14 protein-coding genes, 1 tRNA gene and 1 other RNA gene are annotated in these 25,278 nt (G+C 26.4%); 7 read left to right on the top strand and 9 right to left on the bottom strand.

Annotation, left to right across the window (positions count from 1 at the left end):
• Positions 1-61: 61 nt before the first annotated feature.
• On the bottom strand, positions 62-1,459 hold the full coding sequence (locus JS510_RS03260) for a DUF2179 domain-containing protein (RefSeq protein ID WP_205517324.1): 1,398 nt from the start codon (positions 1,457-1,459) through the stop codon (positions 62-64).
• 338 nt (positions 1,460-1,797) lie between these two features.
• On the opposite strand from JS510_RS03260, the gene JS510_RS03265 reads away from it, so the two are divergent.
• The 4 genes from JS510_RS03265 (at position 1,798) to smpB (ending at position 5,284) form a co-directional block, all read left to right on the top strand.
• Complete coding sequence (locus JS510_RS03265; protein ID WP_205517325.1) at positions 1,798-3,765, top strand: DNA topoisomerase subunit B; 1,968 nt, start codon at positions 1,798-1,800, stop codon at positions 3,763-3,765.
• 78 nt (positions 3,766-3,843) lie between these two features.
• Complete coding sequence (locus JS510_RS03270; RefSeq protein WP_205517326.1) at positions 3,844-4,158, top strand: thioredoxin family protein; 315 nt, start codon at positions 3,844-3,846, stop codon at positions 4,156-4,158.
• A 75-nt stretch (positions 4,159-4,233) separates the two neighbouring features.
• A complete protein-coding gene (locus tag JS510_RS03275) occupies positions 4,234-4,788 on the top strand; it encodes a hypothetical protein (RefSeq protein WP_205517327.1) in 555 nt (184 codons plus the stop codon).
• A gap of 52 nt (positions 4,789-4,840) precedes the next feature.
• The gene (gene smpB / locus JS510_RS03280; RefSeq protein WP_205517328.1) at positions 4,841-5,284 is read left to right on the top strand and encodes an SsrA-binding protein; all 444 of its coding nucleotides are present in this window, start codon (positions 4,841-4,843) and stop codon (positions 5,282-5,284) included.
• 56 nt (positions 5,285-5,340) lie between these two features.
• Here smpB and JS510_RS03285 read toward each other — a convergent pair whose 3' ends face one another.
• On the bottom strand, positions 5,341-6,303 hold the full coding sequence (locus tag JS510_RS03285) for a LacI family DNA-binding transcriptional regulator (protein WP_205517329.1): 963 nt from the start codon (positions 6,301-6,303) through the stop codon (positions 5,341-5,343).
• Positions 6,304-6,412: 109 nt separating this feature from the next.
• Between JS510_RS03285 and ffs the strand changes: the two genes are divergently transcribed.
• The 3 genes from ffs (at position 6,413) to JS510_RS03300 (ending at position 7,013) form a co-directional block, all read left to right on the top strand.
• An RNA gene (gene ffs / locus JS510_RS03290) (signal recognition particle sRNA small type) lies at positions 6,413-6,507 on the top strand.
• A 16-nt stretch (positions 6,508-6,523) separates the two neighbouring features.
• Positions 6,524-6,913, top strand: a complete 390-nt coding sequence (locus tag JS510_RS03295; protein WP_205517330.1) for a hypothetical protein — start codon at positions 6,524-6,526, stop codon at positions 6,911-6,913.
• A 16-nt stretch (positions 6,914-6,929) separates the two neighbouring features.
• Positions 6,930-7,013: transfer RNA gene (locus tag JS510_RS03300), tRNA-Leu, on the top strand.
• Positions 7,014-7,084: 71 nt separating this feature from the next.
• On the opposite strand, the gene mgtA is transcribed toward JS510_RS03300, so the two are convergent.
• The 7 genes from mgtA to JS510_RS03335 form a co-directional block, all read right to left on the bottom strand.
• The gene (gene mgtA / locus JS510_RS03305; RefSeq protein ID WP_205517331.1) at positions 7,085-9,784 is read right to left on the bottom strand and encodes a magnesium-translocating P-type ATPase; all 2,700 of its coding nucleotides are present in this window, start codon (positions 9,782-9,784) and stop codon (positions 7,085-7,087) included.
• Positions 9,785-9,864: 80 nt separating this feature from the next.
• Positions 9,865-10,866: an ABC transporter ATP-binding protein gene (locus JS510_RS03310; protein ID WP_205517332.1), complete on the bottom strand. Its 1,002-nt coding sequence runs from the start codon at positions 10,864-10,866 to the stop codon at positions 9,865-9,867.
• Between the two features lie 2 nt (positions 10,867-10,868).
• Complete coding sequence (locus JS510_RS03315) at positions 10,869-18,989, bottom strand: ABC transporter permease (protein ID WP_205517333.1); 8,121 nt, start codon at positions 18,987-18,989, stop codon at positions 10,869-10,871.
• A gap of 229 nt (positions 18,990-19,218) precedes the next feature.
• Positions 19,219-21,231, bottom strand: a complete 2,013-nt coding sequence (gene ftsH / locus JS510_RS03320; protein WP_205517334.1) for an ATP-dependent zinc metalloprotease FtsH — start codon at positions 21,229-21,231, stop codon at positions 19,219-19,221.
• Between the two features lie 75 nt (positions 21,232-21,306).
• A complete protein-coding gene (gene tilS, locus JS510_RS03325) occupies positions 21,307-22,170 on the bottom strand; it encodes a tRNA lysidine(34) synthetase TilS (RefSeq protein ID WP_205517335.1) in 864 nt (287 codons plus the stop codon).
• Positions 22,170-22,736, bottom strand: coding sequence for an aminoacyl-tRNA hydrolase (gene pth / locus JS510_RS03330; RefSeq protein ID WP_205517336.1), 567 nt, complete (start codon positions 22,734-22,736; stop codon positions 22,170-22,172). Before pth ends, tilS begins: the two co-directional genes overlap by 1 nt.
• A gap of 1 nt (position 22,737) precedes the next feature.
• On the bottom strand, positions 22,738-24,984 hold the full coding sequence (locus JS510_RS03335; RefSeq protein ID WP_232840943.1) for an ATP-dependent DNA helicase: 2,247 nt from the start codon (positions 24,982-24,984) through the stop codon (positions 22,738-22,740).
• Positions 24,985-25,278: the final 294 nt, after the last annotated feature.

The raw sequence follows: 25,278 nt of genomic DNA on the forward strand, positions 1-25,278 counted from the left end.
TTATAAAGTGTTGTTTTTGATTTCCTTTATTTTTGAAAATAAAAATGCCAACTTTGGCACTTTAAAATTTATGTTCAGGTATATAAATTTTCCCATCAATTGATGAAATATCATTTATTGTAATCAATGCTTCATCATCAACTTCCCTAACTTTTTTAATCAAGCGAGGTATTTGTCTATAAAGTGTAATTGAGGAAATAATTTCAAGTTTTTTACCTGAGTAACCACCTTCGCCTTTTTGAATTGTGAAGCTATTAATAGTTTTTTTGTCAGTAACAATAGACTCTTTAATTTCATCTAGCCTGTGAGTATACACTTTAAATTGAACAATTTTAAATCTTGGGAATAATCCATTTAAATAAATTACAAATATGAAATTACAAATTAATGTTGATATAAAATTTGGAGAGAAAAATAAATCAGTTTTTCATCTTGAGTCTGCTATATCTTTAACAACTTGATTATTAGCAAATTCTGCGCCTAAATTATTGAAATCTTGGGCTATCAAACTACTTGGTATATAAGTACCTATTGCAACACTTATCAAAATAATAACAATATTTATATATCCATTAATTGTTCCGAAACTTTTTTGTTTGTAAACAGACATATATTCACCTATTATGCCTGTAACTCCTGCAGAACCGCCAATTATTGCTATTATTGCAAAAAAGTAAGCTAATAAAATTCCATAAATAACCGCAAAAATAATTTGAACAATTGTGTTTCCACCATCAGCTCATGATAATGGCAATAAATTAATTACTGAATTAATATTGCCTTTGTTTCAACCACTAGCTATAAGGGCATCTTTAATATCTTGACTTATTCTAGGATGGCCAAATTTACCAAATAACGTGAAATTGTTTATGTTAGGTATTTGTCCTAAAAGTAATGAAATGGCACTACTTAAAACTAAAAATTCAATTGTTAGAATAGTGTAAACTTTCCCAAGTTTTTTTCAACCAAAGATAAAAATTGGAATACTTAAAACAAGATATAGGAATCAGAATAAAGAATGATCAATAACATTATAAATAGTAGGTGTAATATTTGGATTATTTCTTAATATTGTCATTGTCAATCTTGACACAGCTTGACCAAAAGCAGCTAAACCAAAGTTATAAATACCGGGATTTTTAACTAAGAAAATACCCGCAATACCATATAGCACTGAAAAAAAAGCTGTTATTAAACCAAGTTTTCAAAGAGGCATTAATGCATAAAACCTAGAAAGTTGTAATACAAAATTAGACATTTTTGTGTATCTATAACTTGTATTTTTTCTTTCAACAACTCTCTTTTTTTTGTTAGTTTTATTCTCAGTAAGAATATCATTTATTCCCTTATAATCATGCTTGCCATGCAAAACATCATTTAAAACTTCTTTTTGAAGGTCTATTCTTTTTTGTTCATTATCATTTTCATTAATAATTTTTTCATCTTCTTTTTCAACCATAAAGCCTCCTTTCAATAATGTAAAAAATCTACTTTTCATTTTATCAAATTCTTACTAAAAAATATTACTTATAGGTATAATAGTAAAATTTGAAATAAATAAAGTAGATATGCTACATGTAAAATACTAACAAAATGGTACTAAATTTTAGTTATTAACCAAAAATAAATATGAAATTTTACATAAAAAACAAGCAAAAATAACATTAAATTGAAACTCTTTTGGAAAGATTTTTAATAATTTTTTACACCTTGTTTTTGTTAATCCTTTGTTATAATTCTATAGAATTATAATATTTATATATAGGCAAATATTTGCTTTAAATAGGAGGCAACAATATGGAAGAGTCAAAAAATCAGAACAAAAATATTGAACCTAAATCAAATGATTATGATGCATCAAATATTAGAGTACTTGAAGGACTAGAAGCTGTAAGAGTTCGTCCTGGTATGTATATTGGAACTATTACTGACAAAGGCCTTCACCATTTAGTTTGAGAAATAGTTGATAATTCAGTAGATGAATGTATGGCAGGATTTGCAGATAGCATAAAAATAACAATTTGTAAAGATGGGTATATAGAAGTACAAGATAATGGCCGTGGTATTCCAGTTGATAAACACCCACAAACTGGATTATCTACTGTTGAAACTGTTTTAACAGTATTACATGCTGGTGGTAAATTTGATTCAGGTGCATATAAAGTATCTGGTGGGCTTCATGGTGTTGGTGCTTCAGTAGTTAATGCGCTTAGTGAAGACTTACATGTTTGAGTAAAAAGAGATGGCCATGAGCATTATGCTCATTTTGAAAAAGGCGGGCAAACAGTACAACCGTTAACAATTATCAATGATGTTCCAAAAAACGAAACTGGAACAAAGATAAAATTTTATCCTGATTTCACAATATTGGAAAAACATCCTTTTTCTGTTGAAGCTATTGAAGATCATGCAAAAAGAGTTGCTTACTTAACAAAAGGCACTAAACTAACAGTTGTTGATGAAATAAATGAAACAACAAGTGAATTCTACTATGAGGGCGGTTTAGTTGACTATATCAATGAGCTAAATGAAGGGCAAAGAGTTATTCATCCTCAAATAGTTTATGCAGAAGGTTCATATGATAGTGAAAAATCTGGCACAAAAATATCAGTAGAAGTTGCTCTCCAATATACAGCTAACTTTCAACCACGCATAACAACATATACAAACAATATTGTCACTATAGAGGGTGGAACACATGACCAAGGTTTTTATGATGCTTTAGTTAGAATTATTAATACATATGCATTCAAAAATAACTTAATTAAAAACGAAAACGATAAATTAAATAAGGAAGATATTTCAAAAGGTTTAGTCGCCATTGTATCTGTAAAACATCCTAATCCTATTTTTGAAGGGCAAACAAAAGGAAAACTTAATAATAAAGATGCTCGTGCTGCAGTTCGTGAAATTTTAGCTCCTGTACTCGAAAGATATTTCAATGAAAATCCTGTAGATGCTAAAGAGATAATTAATAAATGTTTACAATCTAGAAAATCTCGTTTAGCTGCAGAAGCTGCTGCAAAAGCAGTTCAAGCAAATTCTTCAGTTGATGGTGTAGCTAATTTACCAGGAAAACTAGCTAATTGTACAAGCAAAAATGCTGAAATTTGTGAACTTTATATTGTCGAAGGTAACTCTGCTGGTGGTTCAGCAAAAATGGGTCGTGATAGAAACACTCAAGCTATATTACCGCTAAGAGGTAAAGTTATAAATTCTGAAAAATCTGTCCCAGAAAAGGTTTTATCAAATGCAGAAATTATTTCATTAATAACTGCTTTAGGAACAGGACTTAATGAATCATTTAACATTAACAAGTTAAGATATCATAAAATAATAATAATGACAGATGCTGATGTTGATGGTGCGCACATTAGAACATTACTGCTTACATTCTTTTACAGATATTTCAAACCTCTTATTGAATATGGCTTTGTATATATTGCTCAACCTCCACTTTATAAAATTCAGCAAAACAAATTTGTTGGATATGCCTATAATGATGCGCAAAAAGACGAAATTATGTCTTCATTAAATCCTAATGCAAAAGTGTTAGTGCAAAGATATAAAGGTCTTGGTGAAATGGACCCTGAACAACTTTGAGAAACAACAATGGATCCTGCAAATAGAAAAATGTATCAAGTTCAAATTAATGATGCTGCAAAGGCCGATTGAGCATTTACAACTTTAATGGGTGATGACGTTTTACCACGTAGAGAATTCATTGAAAAAAATGCTAAATATGTTAAGAACATTGATATATAGTTTATAATAGTGCCATTTAAAATGAAAAAAGTGTCTTTTTTAAAGCAAAAAATCACTTTTTTAAAAGGGGGATAATAAATGATTAAAGAAATTAGTCAAAACGAATACATTAACGATATTAAAAATAATGAAAAAGATCTTTACATATTGGTTTTTCATGCTTTATGATGTGGACCATGTAGAATGTTTAAAGAATCGTTATTAGACATATCTGAAAAAGATGATGTAAAAGTATACCGTATTAACGTGGATGAAAACTCTGAATTATCTTCAGAATTTCAAGTACGCTCAATTCCAAAATGATTTATATTTAAAGATGGAAAAGAAATTTCTTCACACAATGGTTATATGCCATATGAAGACTTAAAAAAGATAATTAATGAAATACAATAAATACCAATCATTATTCTTAATGTGAAATTTTATAAATTTTTACTTATAAAAAATAAGAATAAGAAGAGAGATTTTATGAAAAAAATGCTACTATCATTTTCATTATTTTTGCCCTTAACTATTGTTGCATGCTCTAATAATAAATCTGATCATCTTAATGAAAAACATAGTAATGAAAATAATTCTAAGAATTCTTCTCAAACTTTAAATGAAAAACAGAGTGATGAAAATAATTCTAAGGATTCTTCTCAAACTTTAAATGAAAAAATTTATAAAATTGATTTAATAAAGGAAGTATCAGATTTAGAAAATTGAATAGGTAATAACCTAAACCCTAATTCTAGTACTCAATTAACTGATGATCAAAGATTGTTCACAAATTACTTAAATTCAGATATGGAAAACAACACAGATAAGTATAAAACGCACCTAAACTTAATAAAAGATATTAAAAATATGTCCCAAGATCTTGAAAAATTTAAAAATAAAAGTGAACAAGAAAAGAAAGAAATTCTTGATAGAATTCAAAAATTTAAAAATTTTTTTATAGACATTCAAAGTAATTATTTCAAATCTGAACAATATATGAAAGATTTAGAAAATTTAAAAAATAAAAAAACACGTACATAATATAATAAACCAAACATGTGTTTTATTAAGTGTTTTAAATTATAATTTTATTATGAAAATAATTAGCAATAATAAAAAAGGAATCAATGGTTATAAAATTATTAATAAGTATGAAGCAGGTGTTTCACTTTTAGGTTGAGAAGTAAAATCTGCAAGGGCATTTCAAGTTAATTTAAATAATTCTTATATTTTTTATAAAAAGGGCGAATTATTTTTAACAAACGCAGTTTTTGCTAAATATATGTTATTAAAATGTGATGAAATGCGCAATAGAAAATTACTTATGCATAAACATGAAATTATAAGAATTGCTAATAAAATAGATAAATTAGGAAATGCAACAATTAAACCAACTAAAATTTATTTTAATGAAAAATCAAAAATAAAACTAGAAATAGCTATTGTTCAAAAAATGAATAAAGCTGATAAAAGAGAAGATATAAAACGTAAAGATAATGAAAAATATATACAATCTATTAAAAAAAGTTACCAATAAAGTTACCAAATAAATCTATAAAGATATATTTCAAAAAATAAGAAGGGGATACCTTCTTATTTTCTTTCAATAATTTGAATATAGTCAAATCTACGATTGTAGATAGTCATTCCATTAGAAATTGAATCAGAGACTTGTTTAACCATGTTTGCGCCGAGCATATGATAGTCTATAAAAATTTTGCACTTATAGTTATTTTTTCAATCATAAATAGATGTGTAACCTATATCAGTAAGTCTAAGGTTTTTATCTTTAGAAGCAACTAAAGTAACAAATGTTTCATGAGTTGAACAAACTAAATTAACTATATTGTTTTGATAGATATAATTAATAAATTTCGCGATTTCTCTTTCATTTCTATTATCAACATCAATTCTGCATGGATTAATATTATTCTCTCTGCAGAATTTTTCAAATCCAGATCATCTTTCTTGCTGTTCGGCCTGTGATAATTTGTAATCATTCACAAAAGCAATTTTCTCGTTTTCATCAATATATCTTATAAATCTTGAAGTTAACTCATAAAATGCTTTTGAATAATCAATAGTTAAATGGTTTACTTTTGCATCTTTAGAAGGATAAACTAAAGAACCGCAACCTGTGACATTTTGGCGAATATAATTTGTAATTTTCTCCTTATTTTCATGCGGCAATAAGAAAATAATAGCTAATGGTTTTCAAGATAAAACATATCTAATTGTTTCAATGTATTTTTCTGGATCAGGGTTTGCATAAATTGTTAAAGTACGCATGTTTAATAATTTAGCTTGATTATTAATCCCTAAAATAATAGATGAATAATAATTAGGAGAGTTCTCTGGCATAATTACAAAAATAGAATTATCATTTCCTCTAATTAATCTAGCTCCATGATTTGGATAGTAATTATGTTTTGATACAATCTCTCTTATTTTAGCCTTTGTAGCTTTAGAAACATAGCCACCATTATAAAAACGACTAACTGTACTGATTGAAACATTTGCTATTTTTGCAATATCTTTATAAGAAAAATTTTTCATATTGCAATTATATATAAATTTTTAAAAGTGGTAAATTTCCATAAAAATTATAATAGCATTATAAAATAGGCCCATTTGAAAATGCATTTCATTTTTCTATATGATATAATATAAAAGCCGGAGAAATAATAACCTTATAACTTGGTCAGGACAGAAATGGAGCAGCCACATTAAGAAGTATTATGTTCACTGGCTTTTTATATATTTCGGGAGAAATTTTATGCAATTATCAACATCTGAAATAGTTCAATTTACTTTTATAACTGTTTTTTTACTATTCACTTTTTTGGTTAAGGTTCACTATTTTTTCAGTTTTAAATCAAAAGAATGACATATTTATAATTATGGTTTAGGTAAATGATATTCATCATTATCAATTATGATAATAGCAATGATTTTTTCTGGAATAGTAATATATCCATGAGTTATGGCTTTAATCATAAATCTATTCAATAAATATTACAATGATTCATTATTACATCCTTTGCAAGCAAAGACTCCAATAATTTTTAGTTTTATAATAGTTCAATTTATACATATAAATAATTTGGTTTTATTTTTTAAATTTGCTGTTTTTAAAAAATATGCAAAACCGAATAAAATGGTGTAATATTTATATTGTATATCCCCAAGTGGTGGAATGGTAGACGCTGTGGACTCAAAATCCACTGGAGAGATCCGTGCAGGTTCAAGTCCTGTCTTGGGGACCATATGATAATTTCGCCTAAAAAACGATGTTTTACAGTAACAAAAAAAACACGAGAATAAATCGTGTTTTTATTTATAAAATTTCCTTATATATTTTTTTGTAAATTAATTTAACAATCATAACCAATGTAATATATAGCAATACCAATCCTGCCATCATTAAATAGAACCAAGGATTTAATGGTTTAACTTTTAGTAAAACATTAAGACCAGGAATATATGGCACTGTAGTAACTAATGCTATTCCCAAAAATGAAGATAAGAACAACAGTATTGATGATCTTGATTGAATAAAAGGTATTTTTTCAGTTCTTATAAAATGAATTATTAAACTTTGTGTTCACATAGATATTACAAACCAACCTGTTTGGAATAATATTACTCACTCAATTGAATCTCTGTTAAGCTCTGGATATAATTGTGGTATAAATACTCAATTTAATAATATAAAAGCCAAAATGTCAATTATTGAACTAACTGGTCCAAATCACAACATAAATTTAACTATCATTTTTATATTGAACTGTCGTGGTCTTTTTATAAATTCCTTATCAACATTATCTCATGGTATTGTCCCACAAGCTATGTCATAAACTAAATTCATAAACAATATTTGTGCAGCAGCTAATGGTACAAAAGGGAGTAAAATTGCAGCAATTAAAATACTAAAAATATTTCCAAAATTACTACTTATTGTCATTTTTATGTATTTATTCATATTAGCATATGTTTTTCTGCCCTCGACAATTCCTGTTGCCAGAACATTTAAATCTTTTTCTAAAAGAATTATATTGGCGCTTTCTTTTGCAATATCAACAGCAGTATCCACAGATATAGAAACATCAGCAGCTTTCATTGCTGGAGCATCATTAATTCCATCACCCATGTAACCTACTACATGACCTTTATCTTTGAGTGCTTGAATAATATCAGCCTTTTGATTGGGACTTAATTTAGCAAAAATATTATGTTTATTTACCAAATCTTTTAACTGCTCATATTCTATCCCAATTAAATCCTTACCTAAAATGATGCCTTCTGTTGGAATACCAACTTTATCACATATAGCTTTTGTTACTCTAGCATTATCTCCAGTTAATATTTTGACATCTACTCCTAATTCATAAAGGTTTTTGATAGCTGATGCAGTAGATTCTTTTGGTGGATCTAAAAAAGCCAAGTATCCTATTAAAGTCATATCTTTTTCATCTTCAACACTAAATTTTCCTTCATTACTTGGATTCTTTTTTCTAGCAACCGCTATCACACGCATACCTTGATCATTTAATTTATCAACTTGTTTAAGAACTTTATCAATCATACTTTTATCAAGTTTTTTAATTTCATTATTTAATTCTAAATAAGCGCAAACTGATAAAATTTCTTCAACGGCTCCTTTTGTAACCATTTCAATATCACTGTTCTTATTTTTTACTAAAACTGTCATTCTTTTACGATTAAAATCAAATGGAATTTCATCAATTTTCTTATAAACAGTCTCAAGATTTCTTAATTCAGCTACTGTATCACTTAATTCTTCTGTTTTATTTAATATAGATAAATCTAACAAATTTTTTAATCCGGTTTGATAATAACTATTTAAAAAACCATATTTTAAAACATTAAAATCTTCATGTCCTAAAACGTCTAAATGCATCTGTAAAACAACTTGATCAAGCGTTAATGTCCCGGTTTTATCCGTACAAAAAACATCCATTGCTCCAAAATTCTGAATTGAATTTAAGCTCTTGACAATTGTTTTCTTTTTAGACATCTTTGTTGCACCCTTAGCTAGAGTACTAGTCACAATCATAGGTAGCATTTCCGGAGTTAGGCCTACTGCAACAGAAATTGCAAACATTAAAGCCTCTATTCATTTATGTCCATTACTGTAATTTTTAAGTCCTACAATTAAAAAAACAATAGGCACAACTGAAATCATTATTTTAAATAATAATCAAGAAATAGCATTTATTCCTTTTTCAAAACTTGTTTTTGCAGGTTTTTCATTAATTTTTTTAGCCACTTGGCCTAAATATGTATTGTCACCTGTAACAATTACAATTGCTTTTGCACTTCCAGAAATAATATTAGACCCCATGAAAGCAACATTATTTAAATCTGTTACACTTTGAACTTCAGTATTTATATATCTGCTACTTGCAAACTTTTCAACTGGTTCACTTTCTCCTGTAAGTGAAGCTTGCGAAACAAATAAGTCTTTTGCACTTAAAATTCTTAAATCTGCTGGAATAATATCGCCAGCAGCTAATATTACAATATCACCTACAACAACTTCATCTAATGGAATCTCATAATATACTCCATTTCTTTCAACTTTGGTTGTTGTTTGAACCATTTGTATAAGTTTTGATGCTGATGAACTATTTCTTGAATCTTCTATTGCATGCAAAATTCCACTTACTAAAACCATTGACATAATAATTATTATTGTTGCTGGTTCTGCATTTTTATCCTGCGACAAGGGAATAATGACATCTATAATCAATGAAATAAGGGAGAGAATCATTAATATAATTGAAAATGGATTAAAAAAAGCTTCAATTATTCTTTTTAAAATAACATTCTTATTCTTTTTGCTAAGTGAGTTTTTACCAAATTTTTCTCTATTTTCTTCAATTTGATCATCGTTTGTAATCCCTTTCTGGGACGAATTCAATTTAGTGTATAACTCATTTACATTTATTTTTGAATTAATAATCAACTCTTTTTGAATGTCATTTGTTGAATTTTTAAGATTATTTTTTTTCATTACTCCCCCTTTTTTAATCTTAATTAAAAAAATTATATTAAATTGTTAACAAAAAATGCAGCTAATATACTGCATTTTGCTTACTCTTTAAATAAATCTATTTCGTCAGGATGAATGGGATTTTTGTTAACTTCAATTTTTTCAATTATACCATTTGAAACATAAACAACCCTATCTGCCATAGCAGCCATAATTGGATTATGAGATACCATAACAACTGTTGTTCCTTTTTCCTTATTAACTTCATAAAGAAATTTTAAGACTATTTTAGTAGTTATTTCATCAAGAGCACCAGTTGGTTCATCTGCAAAAATAATGTCAGAATTTTTTGCCAAAGCTCTCATAATAGAAACTCTTTGTTGTTGTCCACCGGACATCTGTGAAGGATACTTATTAATTTCTTCTTCTAAACCAAACTTTTTAAATAATTCATAAATATCATTTTTTCTTTCTGGGTCTAACTGTAAATATCTCCCAGTTTCTACATTATCATATGCACTTAAGTTTTCTAACAAGTTATAGTTTTGAAAAATAAAACTCACATGTTTTCTTCTAAATAAAGTTAACTTATTATTTGATAAATGTGCTAAAGAATTATTGCAAACAATAACATCTCCTTTTGTTGGCCTATCAAGCCCGCTCATTAAGTTTAATAGTGTACTCTTGCCACCGCCCGAGATACCAAAAATTAAAATTAATTCACCTTTTTTGACATCCATAGTTACATTTTTTAAAACCCTTGTAACGACGTTATCGCTAACATAGTATTTACTTACATTTTTAATTTCAATAACTTTATCAGGATCATTTTTCAAATTTTTGTTAGTTTCTTTTTTATGCTTTTTAGTATTTAACTTAACAAGCATTCTTTTTATTTTTCTTGGAACAAGAATATTTTTTTTATCGCTTTTTGCATCTAATAAGGCAAAAATATTGTCTTTTGTTATTTTTTCGCCTTTTTTAATTTCTAATTTATTAATATTGCTACTTTGAATTTTTTCAGCATCAAGGATATCTGAAAAAGCTTTTTTATTAATATTTTGCTTTTTCTTGTTTTTCTTATCATTTTTTAACTCTTCCATAGCTATTTTCCTTTTAGTAAATCAACAGGTTTCATTTTGCTAATTGTATATCACACTAGCAATGATGTAATTATAAATACTCCGAACATTAAAATTGTTGTTATTAAAACATGATGCCATTTCAACGTCAATAATAGAGCAATAGAAGATGAACTCAACAAGAAAATATTAAATATTTGAATAATTAATAGCACTATTGGAATGGCTAACAATAAAGCCCCAATAATAAAAGGTATAAACACTTTAAAGAACATACTCATTTTTTCTTTTTGCGTATAACCTAATATAGATCATATCGCAATATTTTTCTCATGCTCACTAACCATTATTGTTGACATTATTATTAAAATAATTAAAGAAATTATGAAACTAATTGCAATTATTAATATTGTTATATTTTCAATTGTTGATCCTACTTGTTTTGTAAAACCAACTTCAATATCTTTTGAATCAATAGATGTACTTAAAGCAATATAAAGTTTATTATCATAAATTTTGCTAAAGTTTTCAATATGCACTCTTGCATTGTTTCTTGCTGTTTTATACAGGTTTTCGGAATATTGACTAGCAGATGAATCTAAGAATTTAGCAATTTCATCTTTGCTTAATCCATGTTGCTTTTGTAAAACTCCGCCTTTGCTTGGATCACTAACATTTACGCCAAAAATTTGATCAAACATTTTATATATTGTTCCAGAATCTAATGAATCTAAACTAAAACCGTCAAGCCCTGATCAATATCCGCTTAATGAATAAAGTGATGTTGAATCAGTAACTTGTGTTGGTGTATGATTCATAGTCATAACACCATTAAATGCTTCTTTAACCTCAGATTTAAAGCCTACTAATTTATTTGCAACTTCCTGAGTAGTCACTAGCTCATTATTTATATATGTAGGAATAAACCCAATAACTTTAAATTTAGCTGACCTCTTATTCTCATAATCATTTTTTATTTCAGTAAGTACTTTATTATTATGATTATTTTGATGAACTTTTTCAAGTATTTTTTGTTTATACCTATCTATTCTATTGTTTATTTTAAATTCTAATATTTGTCCATTTGAAATATTATTTTTCCTTTTAAATACTTCATTAACAAGAATTGGATAAATATTCTCATTTTCTTTGTATTTATAATTATAAAGAGTATCAAATAAATTGTTTCCATTATCGTCAAATAAATTAATCATTGGCTTTTTGCCTTTTTCTGGTTTTTTATAACCATAAATTTTTACATTCGACTTATTATAGGTTGAATTTAAATAAGTATATGTCTCATCATAATTCTTATCAAATAAAACACCACCAAAGCTAATAAAGAAATCATTGTTTCATGCTTTATCTAAGTTTGATTTATCACTTATTCAATAATCGGATTTTATTTGATTTTTCTTTCATCCTTTAATAGGATTTATGAATTCTTCATTATTAATTTTTCTTCTTAAGTTTTCTTTAACTACTAAATTAATCTTTCTATAAGCATTGACTAAGAATTCTCTATAATGATCTCTTCCGCCGTCTATACCAGTTTTAATAGATTTCATTTCATATTTTTGATCATCGTTATTCCAATAAGCTATTTTAAATGAACCTTGCTTTTCATGTTCTGGTTTATAGTATTTGAAAAAGCTATATTTTTTTCCTTTTGCATCTTCATAAGACATAAATCCATTTTCTGGATTTACCTTTAAAACAGGTTTATTAGGATCATTTATGTATTTTGCTTCATCATCTAAACTTTGACTTCATTCAAGTTGATAACCAACTTTATCTCTTAATAAATCTATTTTAGCTTTTTGACTATCAGGCATACCATTGTATGCAACTAACCAAGGGTCAGCCGCTACGCTAGCATCAATAGCAACATTTACACCAAATTGAGAAAGTATATGTCCTTCTCCATTAATTGGATTACCATTAACTATATCATTTGGATTTATTATGCTTGACTTACCCGGTTTAAAGTAATCAGCTACTTCTCTATTCCCTTCAGCTATATTCCCGATAGGAGTGTAAAGTGAATTACTTAAATCATTTAAATCATATTTAGTATAATATCCGCCTTCAATTGTTGGACTTTCCAAATCAACTTTAAACTTATAATTTTTATTTTCATATGTTGAATTAATAGTTTTACTAAATGTTTTAATATTAGCTATACCAAACATAGTTGCTATTGATGTAAGTAACACACTACCACTAAATGCTGTTAGCTTCCAAAAACTTGAATAAGCTAGAGCATAAGAAAAACGTTTTTTAACATTTTTCTTATCAACGAATTTGTATTTAACCTTATAAAATCATTTTCCTTTTGGAATTTCATCATCACCTGTTATTAGACTATTAGGTTTTTTTCTAAGTGTTAAAAGTGAAACAACAATAATCAATAAACTCATTCCAAAAAATGGAACAAATACTATAAATAGTAGGCCAATAATGCTAAACGGTACCACTTCCTTAGGCAAAGTTCAGTAGTTAGAAAACACATTTTGAAGCAATGTCTGGGTTCTAAAACCAATCACATAACCTAAAACACCACCAACAATAGCTGTAACCATTGCAAAAGCTGTTAATGATATTGCTATCTCAATAGGCTTGTACCCTTGAGCAAGCAATATACCAAGCACCTTAGCTTTTTTAGCAATATATCTTCTAATGATAAATATTATTGCAACAGAGACAACTATTGCAAAAACAGTAATCATAACTACAATAACTACTGATATAGTTTTTATCATGCTATCAATGGTGGTTATTCTTAATGCTCTTTCAGGATTAATTGGGTCAATTTCATTATATAAGAAAACCCTTTGAATTTTATTGGCATCTGTAATTAAACTATTAACTACATCCGTAATTTCTTTTTTAACCTGTGAATCAGACTTATTCGAACCATTTTTAATCAATAAATTTTTCTTAATAACATTACCTTGGTAAGCTGCAACAATTCTTGAAAAACCATAATTATTAACATAAACCAATGCCTGTTTTTGTGTATTAACTTGTAGGTTATTTTCATCGATAACTGGATATATATAATCAACAGTGTTGTCTTCACCAATAATCAAATATTTAATTCCACTTACATTAATTACATATTTATCATCTAATAAATTGATCATTTTTTCAATTTCAACACTATTTGATGGAATTTCTCCAGTATATACTGCTTTATTATTCCTAATCAAATAAGCATAATTAACCTTAGCTAAATAACTTCTAGCATCATTAAATACAATGTCTCTCATTTCCTTCGGTTCAACAATATTGTTGATAATTTGATTAACCAATTTAATGAAATCTAGACCAAAAACATTAACTGAATTTTCTTTTTTAAATAACTTGTTAATTTGAGCACCATCGAGAACCATTAATTTTTCTTCATTAAAATCTATTGGAATTAATGAAGTGTCGTTGTTTCTTCAAATATGTTCAAATAATTTATTTAAATCAACTTTTTTAGTTTGAATTATTTCCTCAAAATTGCCTATTTTATTTGTAACAATATAAGCTAAATTACCTTTAATATTTGCTTCATTTTGTTCTTGAGAAACTAAGAAAGAAGCTACAACCTGCGGATAAATAGATCTTAATATTGGATTAATTAAAATTCTAGATATACCGAATAATTCAACTGGGAAGTTCATTCTCATTTCATAAACAATAGGAATAATGAATTGTCTAGACTCTCAAAATTCATTTTTACTTAGATAATTATTTAAAAACTTTCTAATAGTTTCATAGTAGATACCATTAGGAGCTTTTGATGATGAAACATACTCTTTGCTTGCGCCAATTAAACCGAATAACTCAATTAATAAGCTCTTTTGGTTGATTATAAATTCTTTAAATTTTTTATTATTATTTACTAAATTTTGAACTTTTTCATTTACAAATTTTTTACCATCATAGTCAAAGATATTAACCAATTCTGGCCTTAAAAATGAATTAGAAACTCCAAATTGTGTCTGATCATATAGTGGTAAATTGCCTTTTTTTGTTTTTTTATTTACTTCACTTAGTATTTCACTATTGATACTTAAATTTAATAAATCATTTATAAATTTAATAGTTTCTGAATGTGTGGCACCATTATTTGCAACAAACATATTTATCCATGGTAAAAAGATATCGAAAGCTTGTGCTCCTAAAGCATAATCATTTTCAACAGTTATATTATCAACATTTCTTAATAAACCTTTTATAGTTTTCCATGTAAAGTTAACTTCATCATCATTAAAATTATATAAATCCTTTAATAAATCAGCGCCTGTAGCATTTGTTGAAGTAATAAAGAAATTATTTCTACTGTTTTTTGTTTGTGATATAAAAAGCAAAATATTATTTATATGTTTGATAATTTTTTCATCAATTATATCTTTTAATTCACTTGCAATTTTGTAGTGCTTTAAAGTCTTTTGACTATCCATATTTAGTTCGCCAAAAAATATTAATTTGTTTTCTTTTTCCCGTTGCAAATTCTCTATATTTTTAATTACATTAAGCAACTCTTGCTCAATTACATAATTTTTAAATAACTGATTCTTTTTTGCCCCCAAAACATCTGTAAAAATAGGTATAAAGTCAAAGAAGCTTAGTTTATTATCATCCTTATCAGGTAGATAAATTTTATATTTTTGATTATTTATCTCAATTTCTTTCTCAATAACTTTATCAGAAAGGTTAAACATCTTGATTAGGTTTTTCTTAAATCCACTGTTACTTCCAGGGCTTGAAAAAATGCCATAAATAAATGCCATCATACCATCACTAGGCCTTATTGTGTGAAGGGCAACCTTTTCAGATAACACTGTTTCACTGTTATTTTCGTAATTTGGATATGTTTTTTTATAATCAATAAATTCAAGCTTCATATGCTTATCAATATAATCTGATATGATTTGTAAATCTATATTTTTAATTATATAAATAAGTCCATCTTTAAAATTATTATAATCTCCATCAAAATTTATTTTAGTTAATATTTTAGCTATAAATTCTTTCATAAAAGGTGCTTTATAATCTAATAATTTACTTAAAAAACTTGATGAATTACTTAGATCTAATGTATTGTTTATATCTAAGTTATTTATTAAAGTTATTAATCCATCTTTAAGCGTTTTTTGATCAATAGATTTAAATGATCAGTTAATTAAAGTTCCTGTGCTTAATCTGACAGTATATTGAGCACCATTGTGTTCTATTTTTTTCTTTCATTGATTTCCATATCATTCATGAGCTAAATCACTAAATTTATAAAAATCAATACTTAATATTATTTTCTGAATTGCATTAATTACTTCTTTTGGATCTTTTGATAAATTAACCAAATCCTCAGCATTAATATATTTGTTAATATTTAATTTTGTTAGTTTTTCAATAAAGCTATAAATGTTCGTTACTTCTTTTAATAAATATTCTTTTTGTCTTGCTATATCATCACTAATCGATTTGATTTTTGATTTAACATTCTCAAAAATATTCACAATTAGTGATTTGAACATATCTCCAGATTGATTGTGACTCAATTTATGAATAATATCAAAAATTATTTTTGGTAATATTTCAGTATTTATTTTTCCACTTATAAAGACATTTGCAAATTTATTTTCATTTAAAGATTCTTTAATTGCATTTGAAAGAGCAAAAACATGCTCAGGAGAAATATATTTAAATTTAACTAATTCAGAATTAAGCAATTGCTGCTCAATTGCTGTAGATAAATAATTTACATTACCAGATTCTAAAATATCATTCAATAATTCTGTTTTTGGAGATAAATATTGGACAGGTATATATCAAAGATTATTTAATAATGGGTCATTTTTAACTCAACCATTACCTTCTACTTTAATATTTTCTGTTGCAATTGTCAAATTATTTGTAATCATTCATTTTGACAATGTTCCCTTATCAAAACCTTTATTTTTAACGCCATCAGGATAGACAACTTTTCAAATAATTGAATTACCATTCGATTCAGAAGTAACTAATTTATAGGTATTCTCAAAAAATGCTATTCCAAAATTAAGTTTTTTATATGTATTATTTAATACTTCCTTATCAATGATCCTATTATCATTTGTTACCATGTAATTATTCAACATAACTACTTTTGCAGGAATAGTAATATGTTTGTTATTTAATGGATTTACATCAACAATATTTACAAACTCGTACACAGGCTCAATATATTCAGGATTAGGATAAAGATTTCTTCCAATAGATTGAATAATCAATGATGCATAATATGGTGGAACTTGTGAATCTTTGTAAAATGATTCTTCTGAATTAAAATTTATAGAATTCAATTTACTTGGATTAAATTGTTCATTATAAAGTTTTCCAACATTAGTTTTTATGCCATCTACTTCAAATTTATCATTACCAGCATCAATAAAATGAAACACATTGTGCTCACCATTTATATCATTAATTGAATCAACTGTTATAGATTTTCTTAAACCTATATTTTCTTCACCATTAACAATATTCTTAACTTTATCAACAATCAAGTTTTTGGTAACTTCATAAGCTTCTTGTTTAATATAATTAAACCTTATGCTCTTTATATCTTTGTTATTTATTAATTCTAATTTTTGATTAATGCTTAAATTATTATCTTGTAAATATTTTTCCAATTCTAAAATTGTTTTTGCATTATCTTTTGTTAATCTATAAGGTTCTGAAGAAGTATCATTTGGAATTTTATATCCTTCATCTCCTTTAGTAGTAAAAAGTTTCAACATTAAATCTTTTTCATTAATTTTGCTATTAAGAATAACATTTCTTTCTGATTTTAAATCATCATATGGAATAATAGTTGTTTTTTCTTTCTTTTCTCAATATGAAAAATCTTTTAGATCATTTCAAATTTTATGCTCAGCAGAGCTTTTATCATTCTTTTTTTCTTCTAAATAAGACATGAATGTATGAAATGCACCAGTCCATTTTTCCTTATAATCATTCAAAAAAGAAGTATGATAATTTCATCTCTCAAAATATGTTTTGACATTTTTAGAAGCTAATAAACTTTTATCAATTTTAATCTTTCTGCCAGGTCTAATGGTTATTGATTTTTCAGGATAAGTCTTTAGTTCTTCATCATAAAAATCTTTTAATTTTCAAGTTTTTTTAACATCTATTAAATCATTTATTTTTTCAAATTTACCTGTTTTATAATCCAATAAAGCAGACAGGTCCTTATTTACATCATTTTGTACGAATACAAAGTTATTATCTAATCTTTTTGTAAAACCTAATTTCTTAATTCAAACATCTGGATGTATAATAACACCTTTGCCTATATTTAGTCAAGATTTACCAATTGAATAATCTGCAGTTATTTTTTTATTTACAACATCAATAAATAATGGGCTCACTTGATATGCTAACAATTCTTCATTAGGTTCATCAAATGATTTTATTTGAAGTAAGTCCCCTAATTTATAATTTCTATCAAATTCAAGATCTTGTTCCAAATTAAGTTTATATTCTTCTTTAATTGGAGAAAAAATGCCTTTATTGTCTTGTTTGTATATAAATATATTTTTAGAAACATTGCCTTTCAAAATGAAGTAAGCATTATCGGCATCTATAGAATTTTGACCCAATTCAAATGAAACAATATCATTATTTTTATCTGTTATGTATGTATAGTAAAGAGACTGTAGATCAGTTTTTTTGAAATAAATGTTGTTTGAATTTTCGATAATCTCTTGACCATTACCAGTATTATCAACATACTTAAGTTTTGCCAAACTTATAAAATCAGATTTTGGTGAATAAAGAATATTTTCAAAACTTCTTTCATCATTATTGCTATTTTTTATTTCATAAGTTACAGGTTCATAAACTTTTTTATCTTGTGTAGAATCTTTTCCATTAACAAAATAACCCTGATTATAAACTGCTCCTTGAGTAGGAAAATTAAAATCGAGTGAAACATTATGAAGTTTTGAAACATTTTTATAATCATGAAAACCTTTAACCATTGAAGATTTTAAAGTTGAAAGTAAAGAAAAAACAACAGAGGTTAAAAAAACCAATATTCCTAAACCAAATACCATTACTTTATTCTTTGAAAAAGACTTTAATACTTCTTTAAATAGCCTTCACATTATATCCTCACTTATTTAAAGTAATATATTGTAGTATTATATTAAATTAATTAATTTTAACCATTAATGATAAAAAATGTTTTTTATTGTTTTATAAATTGTTTTAAAAACACTAAAATATCTATAAAATAATTATTTTCATTAAATTCATCTTAATTTATTCATAGTTTTTTATGCTACAGAGTTAAAACAAAAAAACAAAAAAACACAAAAATGTGTTTTTAATAAATTATTTAAACAAATCGTCTAAAACAACATTTGTTTTTTCAAGCGATTCGTCTTCTTTCTTTTGAGGTAGCTTCATATTTTTTGCTATATATTCAATTTCTTCAGCCACAATGGTTTCTTTTTCAAGTAATGCAGTTTTAATTAATTCATGAAGTTCTCTATTTTCATTAATAATTTTTACAGCATTTTCTTGAGCTTCATTAATAATTTTTCTAACTTCCATGTCTATTTCAAGAGCTACTTGTGCAGAAAATTGTGAACTTTTCAAATAATCTCTACCTAAAAATGGTGAGCCTTCATCTTGTTCATATTGAATTGGACCAAGTTCAGACATTCCTCATTCTGTAACCATTTTTCTAGCAATTTTTGTAGCTTTTTGAAAATCATCAGAAGCACCTGTAGAAACATTGTCCTTTCCATAAATAATTTCTTCTGCAGCTCTTCCACCCATAAAACTAGTTATCATGGCAATTAGTTCTTTTTTAGTTAAATTATATTTTTCTTCTTCTGGTGTCATTAAGTTATATCCGCCAGCATGGCCACGAGGAATAATAGTAATTTTTTGAACTTTATTAGCTCCTGGCATTTTTATACCAACAACAGCATGGCCAGCTTCATGATAAGCTACCATTGTTAATTCATCTTTTGTTATAACTCTATTCTTTTTAGCTGGACCCGCCATTACTCTGTCAATAGCTTCATCAATATCTTCTCTTTCAATAATGTCTGAATTACGTCTAACAGCTAAAAGACTTGCTTCATTTATAACATTTTCAAGCTGTGCTCCAGAATAGCCAGGTGTTCTTTTTGCAACTTTTGCAAGCTCAATATTTGGAGCAACTCTCTTGCCTTTTGCATGTAATGCAAGGATTTCTTCTCTTTCTTTAACATCTGGAAGACCAACTGTTATTGTTCTATCAAAACGTCCAGGACGAGTTAAGGCAGGATCTAAAACATCAGTACGGTTTGTAGCAGCAAAAAATAATAAACCATTGTTTTCCTTCATACCATCCATTTCAACTAAAAGTTGATTCAAAGTCTGTTCACGCTCATCATGTCCACCACCAATACCTGAACCTCTAGTTCTACCAATAGCATCTAACTCATCAATAAAGATAATGGCAGGAGCGTTTTTACGTGCTTCATTAACAACTGTTCTAACTCTTTTTGCACCCAATCCAACGTACATCTCAACAAAATTAGAAGCAGAAATAAAATAAAATGGTACATTTGCTTCACCGGCAGTGGCTTTAGCTAATAATGTTTTACCTGTCCCTGGAGGGCCACCTAATAAAATACCATGTGGCATTCTAGCGCCAGCCAACTGATATTTCTTAGGATTTTTTAGATAGTCAACTATTTCCCTTATTTCTTCAATTGCTTCTTTATTTCCGGCAATATCTTTGAAAGATTTGTCACTTTTAATTTTTTGTGCAGGGTTTTTATCATCACCAATTGCACCCATCATATTCATGCTTTTCTTCATCATTGAACGATAAAGGAAGAATAAAAGCAATAATCACAATAATGTAGGTAAAATTGATAATGCAAGCTGAGCTCAAATTGATGTTTTTGTAGCAATAACTCCAACAGTTTTTAAATTATCACCAATGTTAACAGTCTCAACGCCATTTTTTGAAAATATTTTTGCTCATTCAAAAGTTTGACCATTTATTATGAAAGAACCAACTGGATGACTATCATTATTTCCAAAAATTGTTGATGCGTGCCCTTTAATTAAACTAATATTTCTTTGTATTTCAGAACCATTTGATACAAATTTATACGTAATCGTATCGTAAGCACCATCAATCCTTATGTCTTGAATGTAAATTTTATCATTAACTGACTCACTAGCTTTATTCAGATCATTAACAAAATCAATTAAACTTCCGACTTTAGGCTGTGGTTTAAACCTATTAAAAAGTAAAAATGAAACCAAAGTAATGATTAAAACTAATATTGATACTCAAATTATTATTTTTATTATTTTGTTTCTTTTTTCATTTATCACCTTTTAATCTCCTTTCAAATTATCATATTTAAATTTTAAATAAAATTATAATTCAATTACATGAAATAAAATTTATTATTTAAACTTTAATAAACCCTGTTTTTTAAATAAATAAATTCCATTTTTCAACAAAAAACTGCTTGTTCTATTTTTGCTCAAAATAAAATCGATTATAGAGTTAATTTTCTGTGAAGATAATTTAATGTCATTATAAAAACTGTGAATAAATTTAAAAACAGATTCTTTTTTATGCTTTAAATTACTAAATATTTCTTGACTAAAATTGTGTTTTTCTCAAAAAAGAAACTCTTCATTGATTGCATTTTCGATAATTGAAAGATTTTGATTTTCTAACAAAATATCATTAATCAAAATATTTTTTTCGTCCTCAGACAATTTTAACAACTCTTTTCTTATTTTATTTCGTTGATATATTGCTAATTCATTAGTTTTATCAATAGCAAATTTCAACTTTAAGAAATTTAATTCTTCAATAATTTCCCTCTTAAATTTTTTAAAAACAAGCGGTCTGACTACTTTCATACCATCTATAAAATTTTCTTCTTTTATTCCATAATAAAACGGTTTTCTTCTAGATCTTTTTTGCATAATAGCCGTTTCTAGAAAATCATCTTTATGATGAGCCAGTAAAAGAAATTCACAATTATATTTTTTGTACAATGCAGCAAAAAAATCAAATCTAATTTTTCTTGCTTTTTCTTCAAAATTACCTTTAAAAATAGCTTTTTTGTCAATTTCTAATACTTCTAAAACAATATTATTTTTTTGACAATATTCCTTCACAATTTCAACATCTATATAAGAATCATCCCGAATATTATAATTAACTGTAGCTACAATAATATCTTTTCTTTTTTTAAATGTTTTATGAAGCAAATACATTGAATCAGGACCGCCACTAACACCTAGTAAAACCATTAAATCTCTCTTTTTTTGTTTTCTGTATTAAATTTATTCATAACATATACAAAATCATTATATACAAGTGACAAGGCAACATCTGCAATTCTATCTAAAACTTCATCTAAAATGATTATTTCTTCTTTGTTGAATTTTGACAAAACATACTCTTTTAAAGGCATTTTGTTATTAAAACCTATTCCAACTCTAATCCTTTTATAATCATTATCTTTAAACTTGTTAGTTATACTTTTAATGCCATTGTGTCCTGCACTTGAACCGCCTATTTTTAAAGCAGCTTGACCAATTGAAAAATCTTTATCATCATAAATAACAATAATATCTGAAGAATTAATCTTATAAAAATTAGCCAAAGCATGAATAAATTCACCAGAATTATTCATATATGTTAAGGGTTTAGCCAATATAAAACCATCAGATACTATAAATTCTCCATTAAATCTTTCTTTCATTGGGCCTAAATTTAACTTATCTATTATTTTGTCAATAGCTAAAAATCCAGCATTATGTTTTGTAAATTTATATTCATTACCTGGGTTACCTAAGCCTACTATTAATTTCATACTACTCCTTTTTTAAATCTAGCATCTTAACAAAATTAGTGAAAAACTTTGGGTCTGCTGATGATGATGTTATCTTATTTAAATATAATTCTTTGTTTCCTATAATAATCAACTCTTCTTTAGCTCTAGATACAGCTGTATACATAAATTTTTTAGTTAACATGTTTTCTACTTTGTCTTTTAAAACACCAAAAATTACACAATCAGATTCTGAACCTTGAAATTTATGAACAGTTATTGCATATGCCAATGTTAAATTATCATACAAATCTTTCTTTTCATAAGTAACTAATTTATCGTCATTAAAACGTACTGTTACAACGTTATTTTCAATAGAATCAACAAAACCTATTTCTCCATTAAAAACATTCTTTTCATAATCATTTATTTTTTGAACAACTTTATCTCCAACATAAAAATAAAATTCACTAAATAATTGAATATTTGTCTTTGCATTAGTCCTTTTTAAATTTCATTGTTGCAAAATACTATTAACTTCTAATATCCCCGGTTCGCCTTTTTTTAAATATGATGGTAACAATAATGTAACTTCTTCTATTGAATATTTATTTACCTTTTCATCATAAATACTTTCAATATTTTTCAAAAACATAGAATTTGATAACTCAATAAAACTAACAGAATGAGTATCTAAAATAGGTTTTTGTCTCTTATTTATAGCTAAAAAATGCTCAAATATATCATTCTTATCAGTTCTATATACTTCAAGTAATTTATGTGTTGGGAAAAATTTACTTTTTATTAAATCATCTAAAATATTACCTTTGCCTATACATGGAAGCTGATCCTGATCCCCAACAATTATTAGCTTTTCTATTTCATTACAAATTTTTAAAATGTTATAGAAAATTGGCAAACTAACCATAGAAAACTCATCAATAATCACAACCTTGACAGGATTTTTTGTTTCAAATGAAAAAATATCTTCATCTTCCTCATTGGCAACTGTTAATTTTAAAAAACTATGAATAGTTCTTGCTTCTAAATTAGTTTTTTTGCTTAATAATGTGGCTGCTCTCCCAGTTGGAGTCAATATAGCTATATCACTCTTCTTATAAATCTTATTTTCCAAAAAAGTGTTAACAATATGATTAATTAAAAAACTCTTCCCTGTTCCTGGATAACCGGTTATTATGGAAATTGGTTCCTCAATTGAACTCATATAAGCTTCTTTTTGATCATTTGAAAAAGCTTCCAATGGCATTTTTTTAATGTTGATTACTTTTTTCTTTTTTTGAATTTTTATTAATTGATCGACTATAAAACTTTCCATTTTATAAAACTCAGATAAAGAAACTCTCCTCATTTCTTCATTAAAAATAAGTTCTTCATTTTGAACCATATTATTCACAACTTCAATAATATTTTGCAAACTAATATTTTTATCTTCAAAAATCAAATAGAGTAATTGACTTAAATAGCCAATTTCTACTAGTGTGTTATTGTCTGCGTTAAGATCTCGATACATTTCATAAAAATCTTTCAATAATCAATATTTATTACCACTGAACATTTTTAATACTTCAGCAAATGAAGAACGCAAAATTTTATAAATGTATGCCCTTATTCTTTTGCTTAAATTTAAATCAGGACAAACTGCCTGAGCAAATTTATCAACTAAATCAAATTTAATTCTATGATCAATATATAACTCATAAGGATCAATGCCTGATTTATACCTACTAACAAAATTTTTTTCAGTAAAAGTGTCACATAAAATTTTTCATAAATCACTAAGTTGATGTTCTACAAAAAATTCATAATCACTTGATCTATATGTTTCGCAAAAATCAAGTAGGTTTTCGAAAACTTTTGGTCTTAAAATATCTTGAACTAATGTAGGGTCATCAAATACATGTTTTAATTCACCATTAGGTAATATTTTTATCATTTCTTCAATTGATTTTGCACCCAATCCCGAAACATTTTTAATTAAAACTTTAATTATTTCTAAATTAGTATCAGGTTGTATTATTTTAAAATCTAACAAACTATAAGATGATGAATTATATTTTGAATTTTTATAACTATTCTTTTTTAAACTTACTTCATAAGTATATGATTGATCTATACCTTTTTTATCAGTGTAAATGAAATACTTAGTCTTATCTTCAGATGATTCAAAAACCCAAAGAGTTTTAGATCAATTGACTGCTGCTCCTCCTCACTTAACAGTTAAAAATCTACCCTTTGTAACAATAGTTTTCTTTTCATCATCACTATACATAATTAATAAATTATATTAAAAATTTTGTTTTTTTCTCCTTCCACTCATATATGTTCAAAACTAATTTAAAAATAAAAAAAACGGAAAAAAATGGGAAAAATAAGCCATTTTTTTCTTGCTAATAAATAATGCATTCATTTCATATTGTTAATTTTGTTCAAATGTTAATAACTTTGTAAAAATGTGGAAAACTGGTTATTTTTATGTGAATAAACTGTGTATAACTGCCTTTTTAATGTTGATAACTCAACATATTAACATAAAAATAAGTCTTTATTAAATATAAAAATATAA

This window comes from Mycoplasma tauri (assembly GCF_016925555.1).
GTDB classification, from domain to species: domain Bacteria; phylum Bacillota_I; class Bacilli_A; order Mycoplasmatales; family Metamycoplasmataceae; genus Mycoplasmopsis; species Mycoplasmopsis tauri.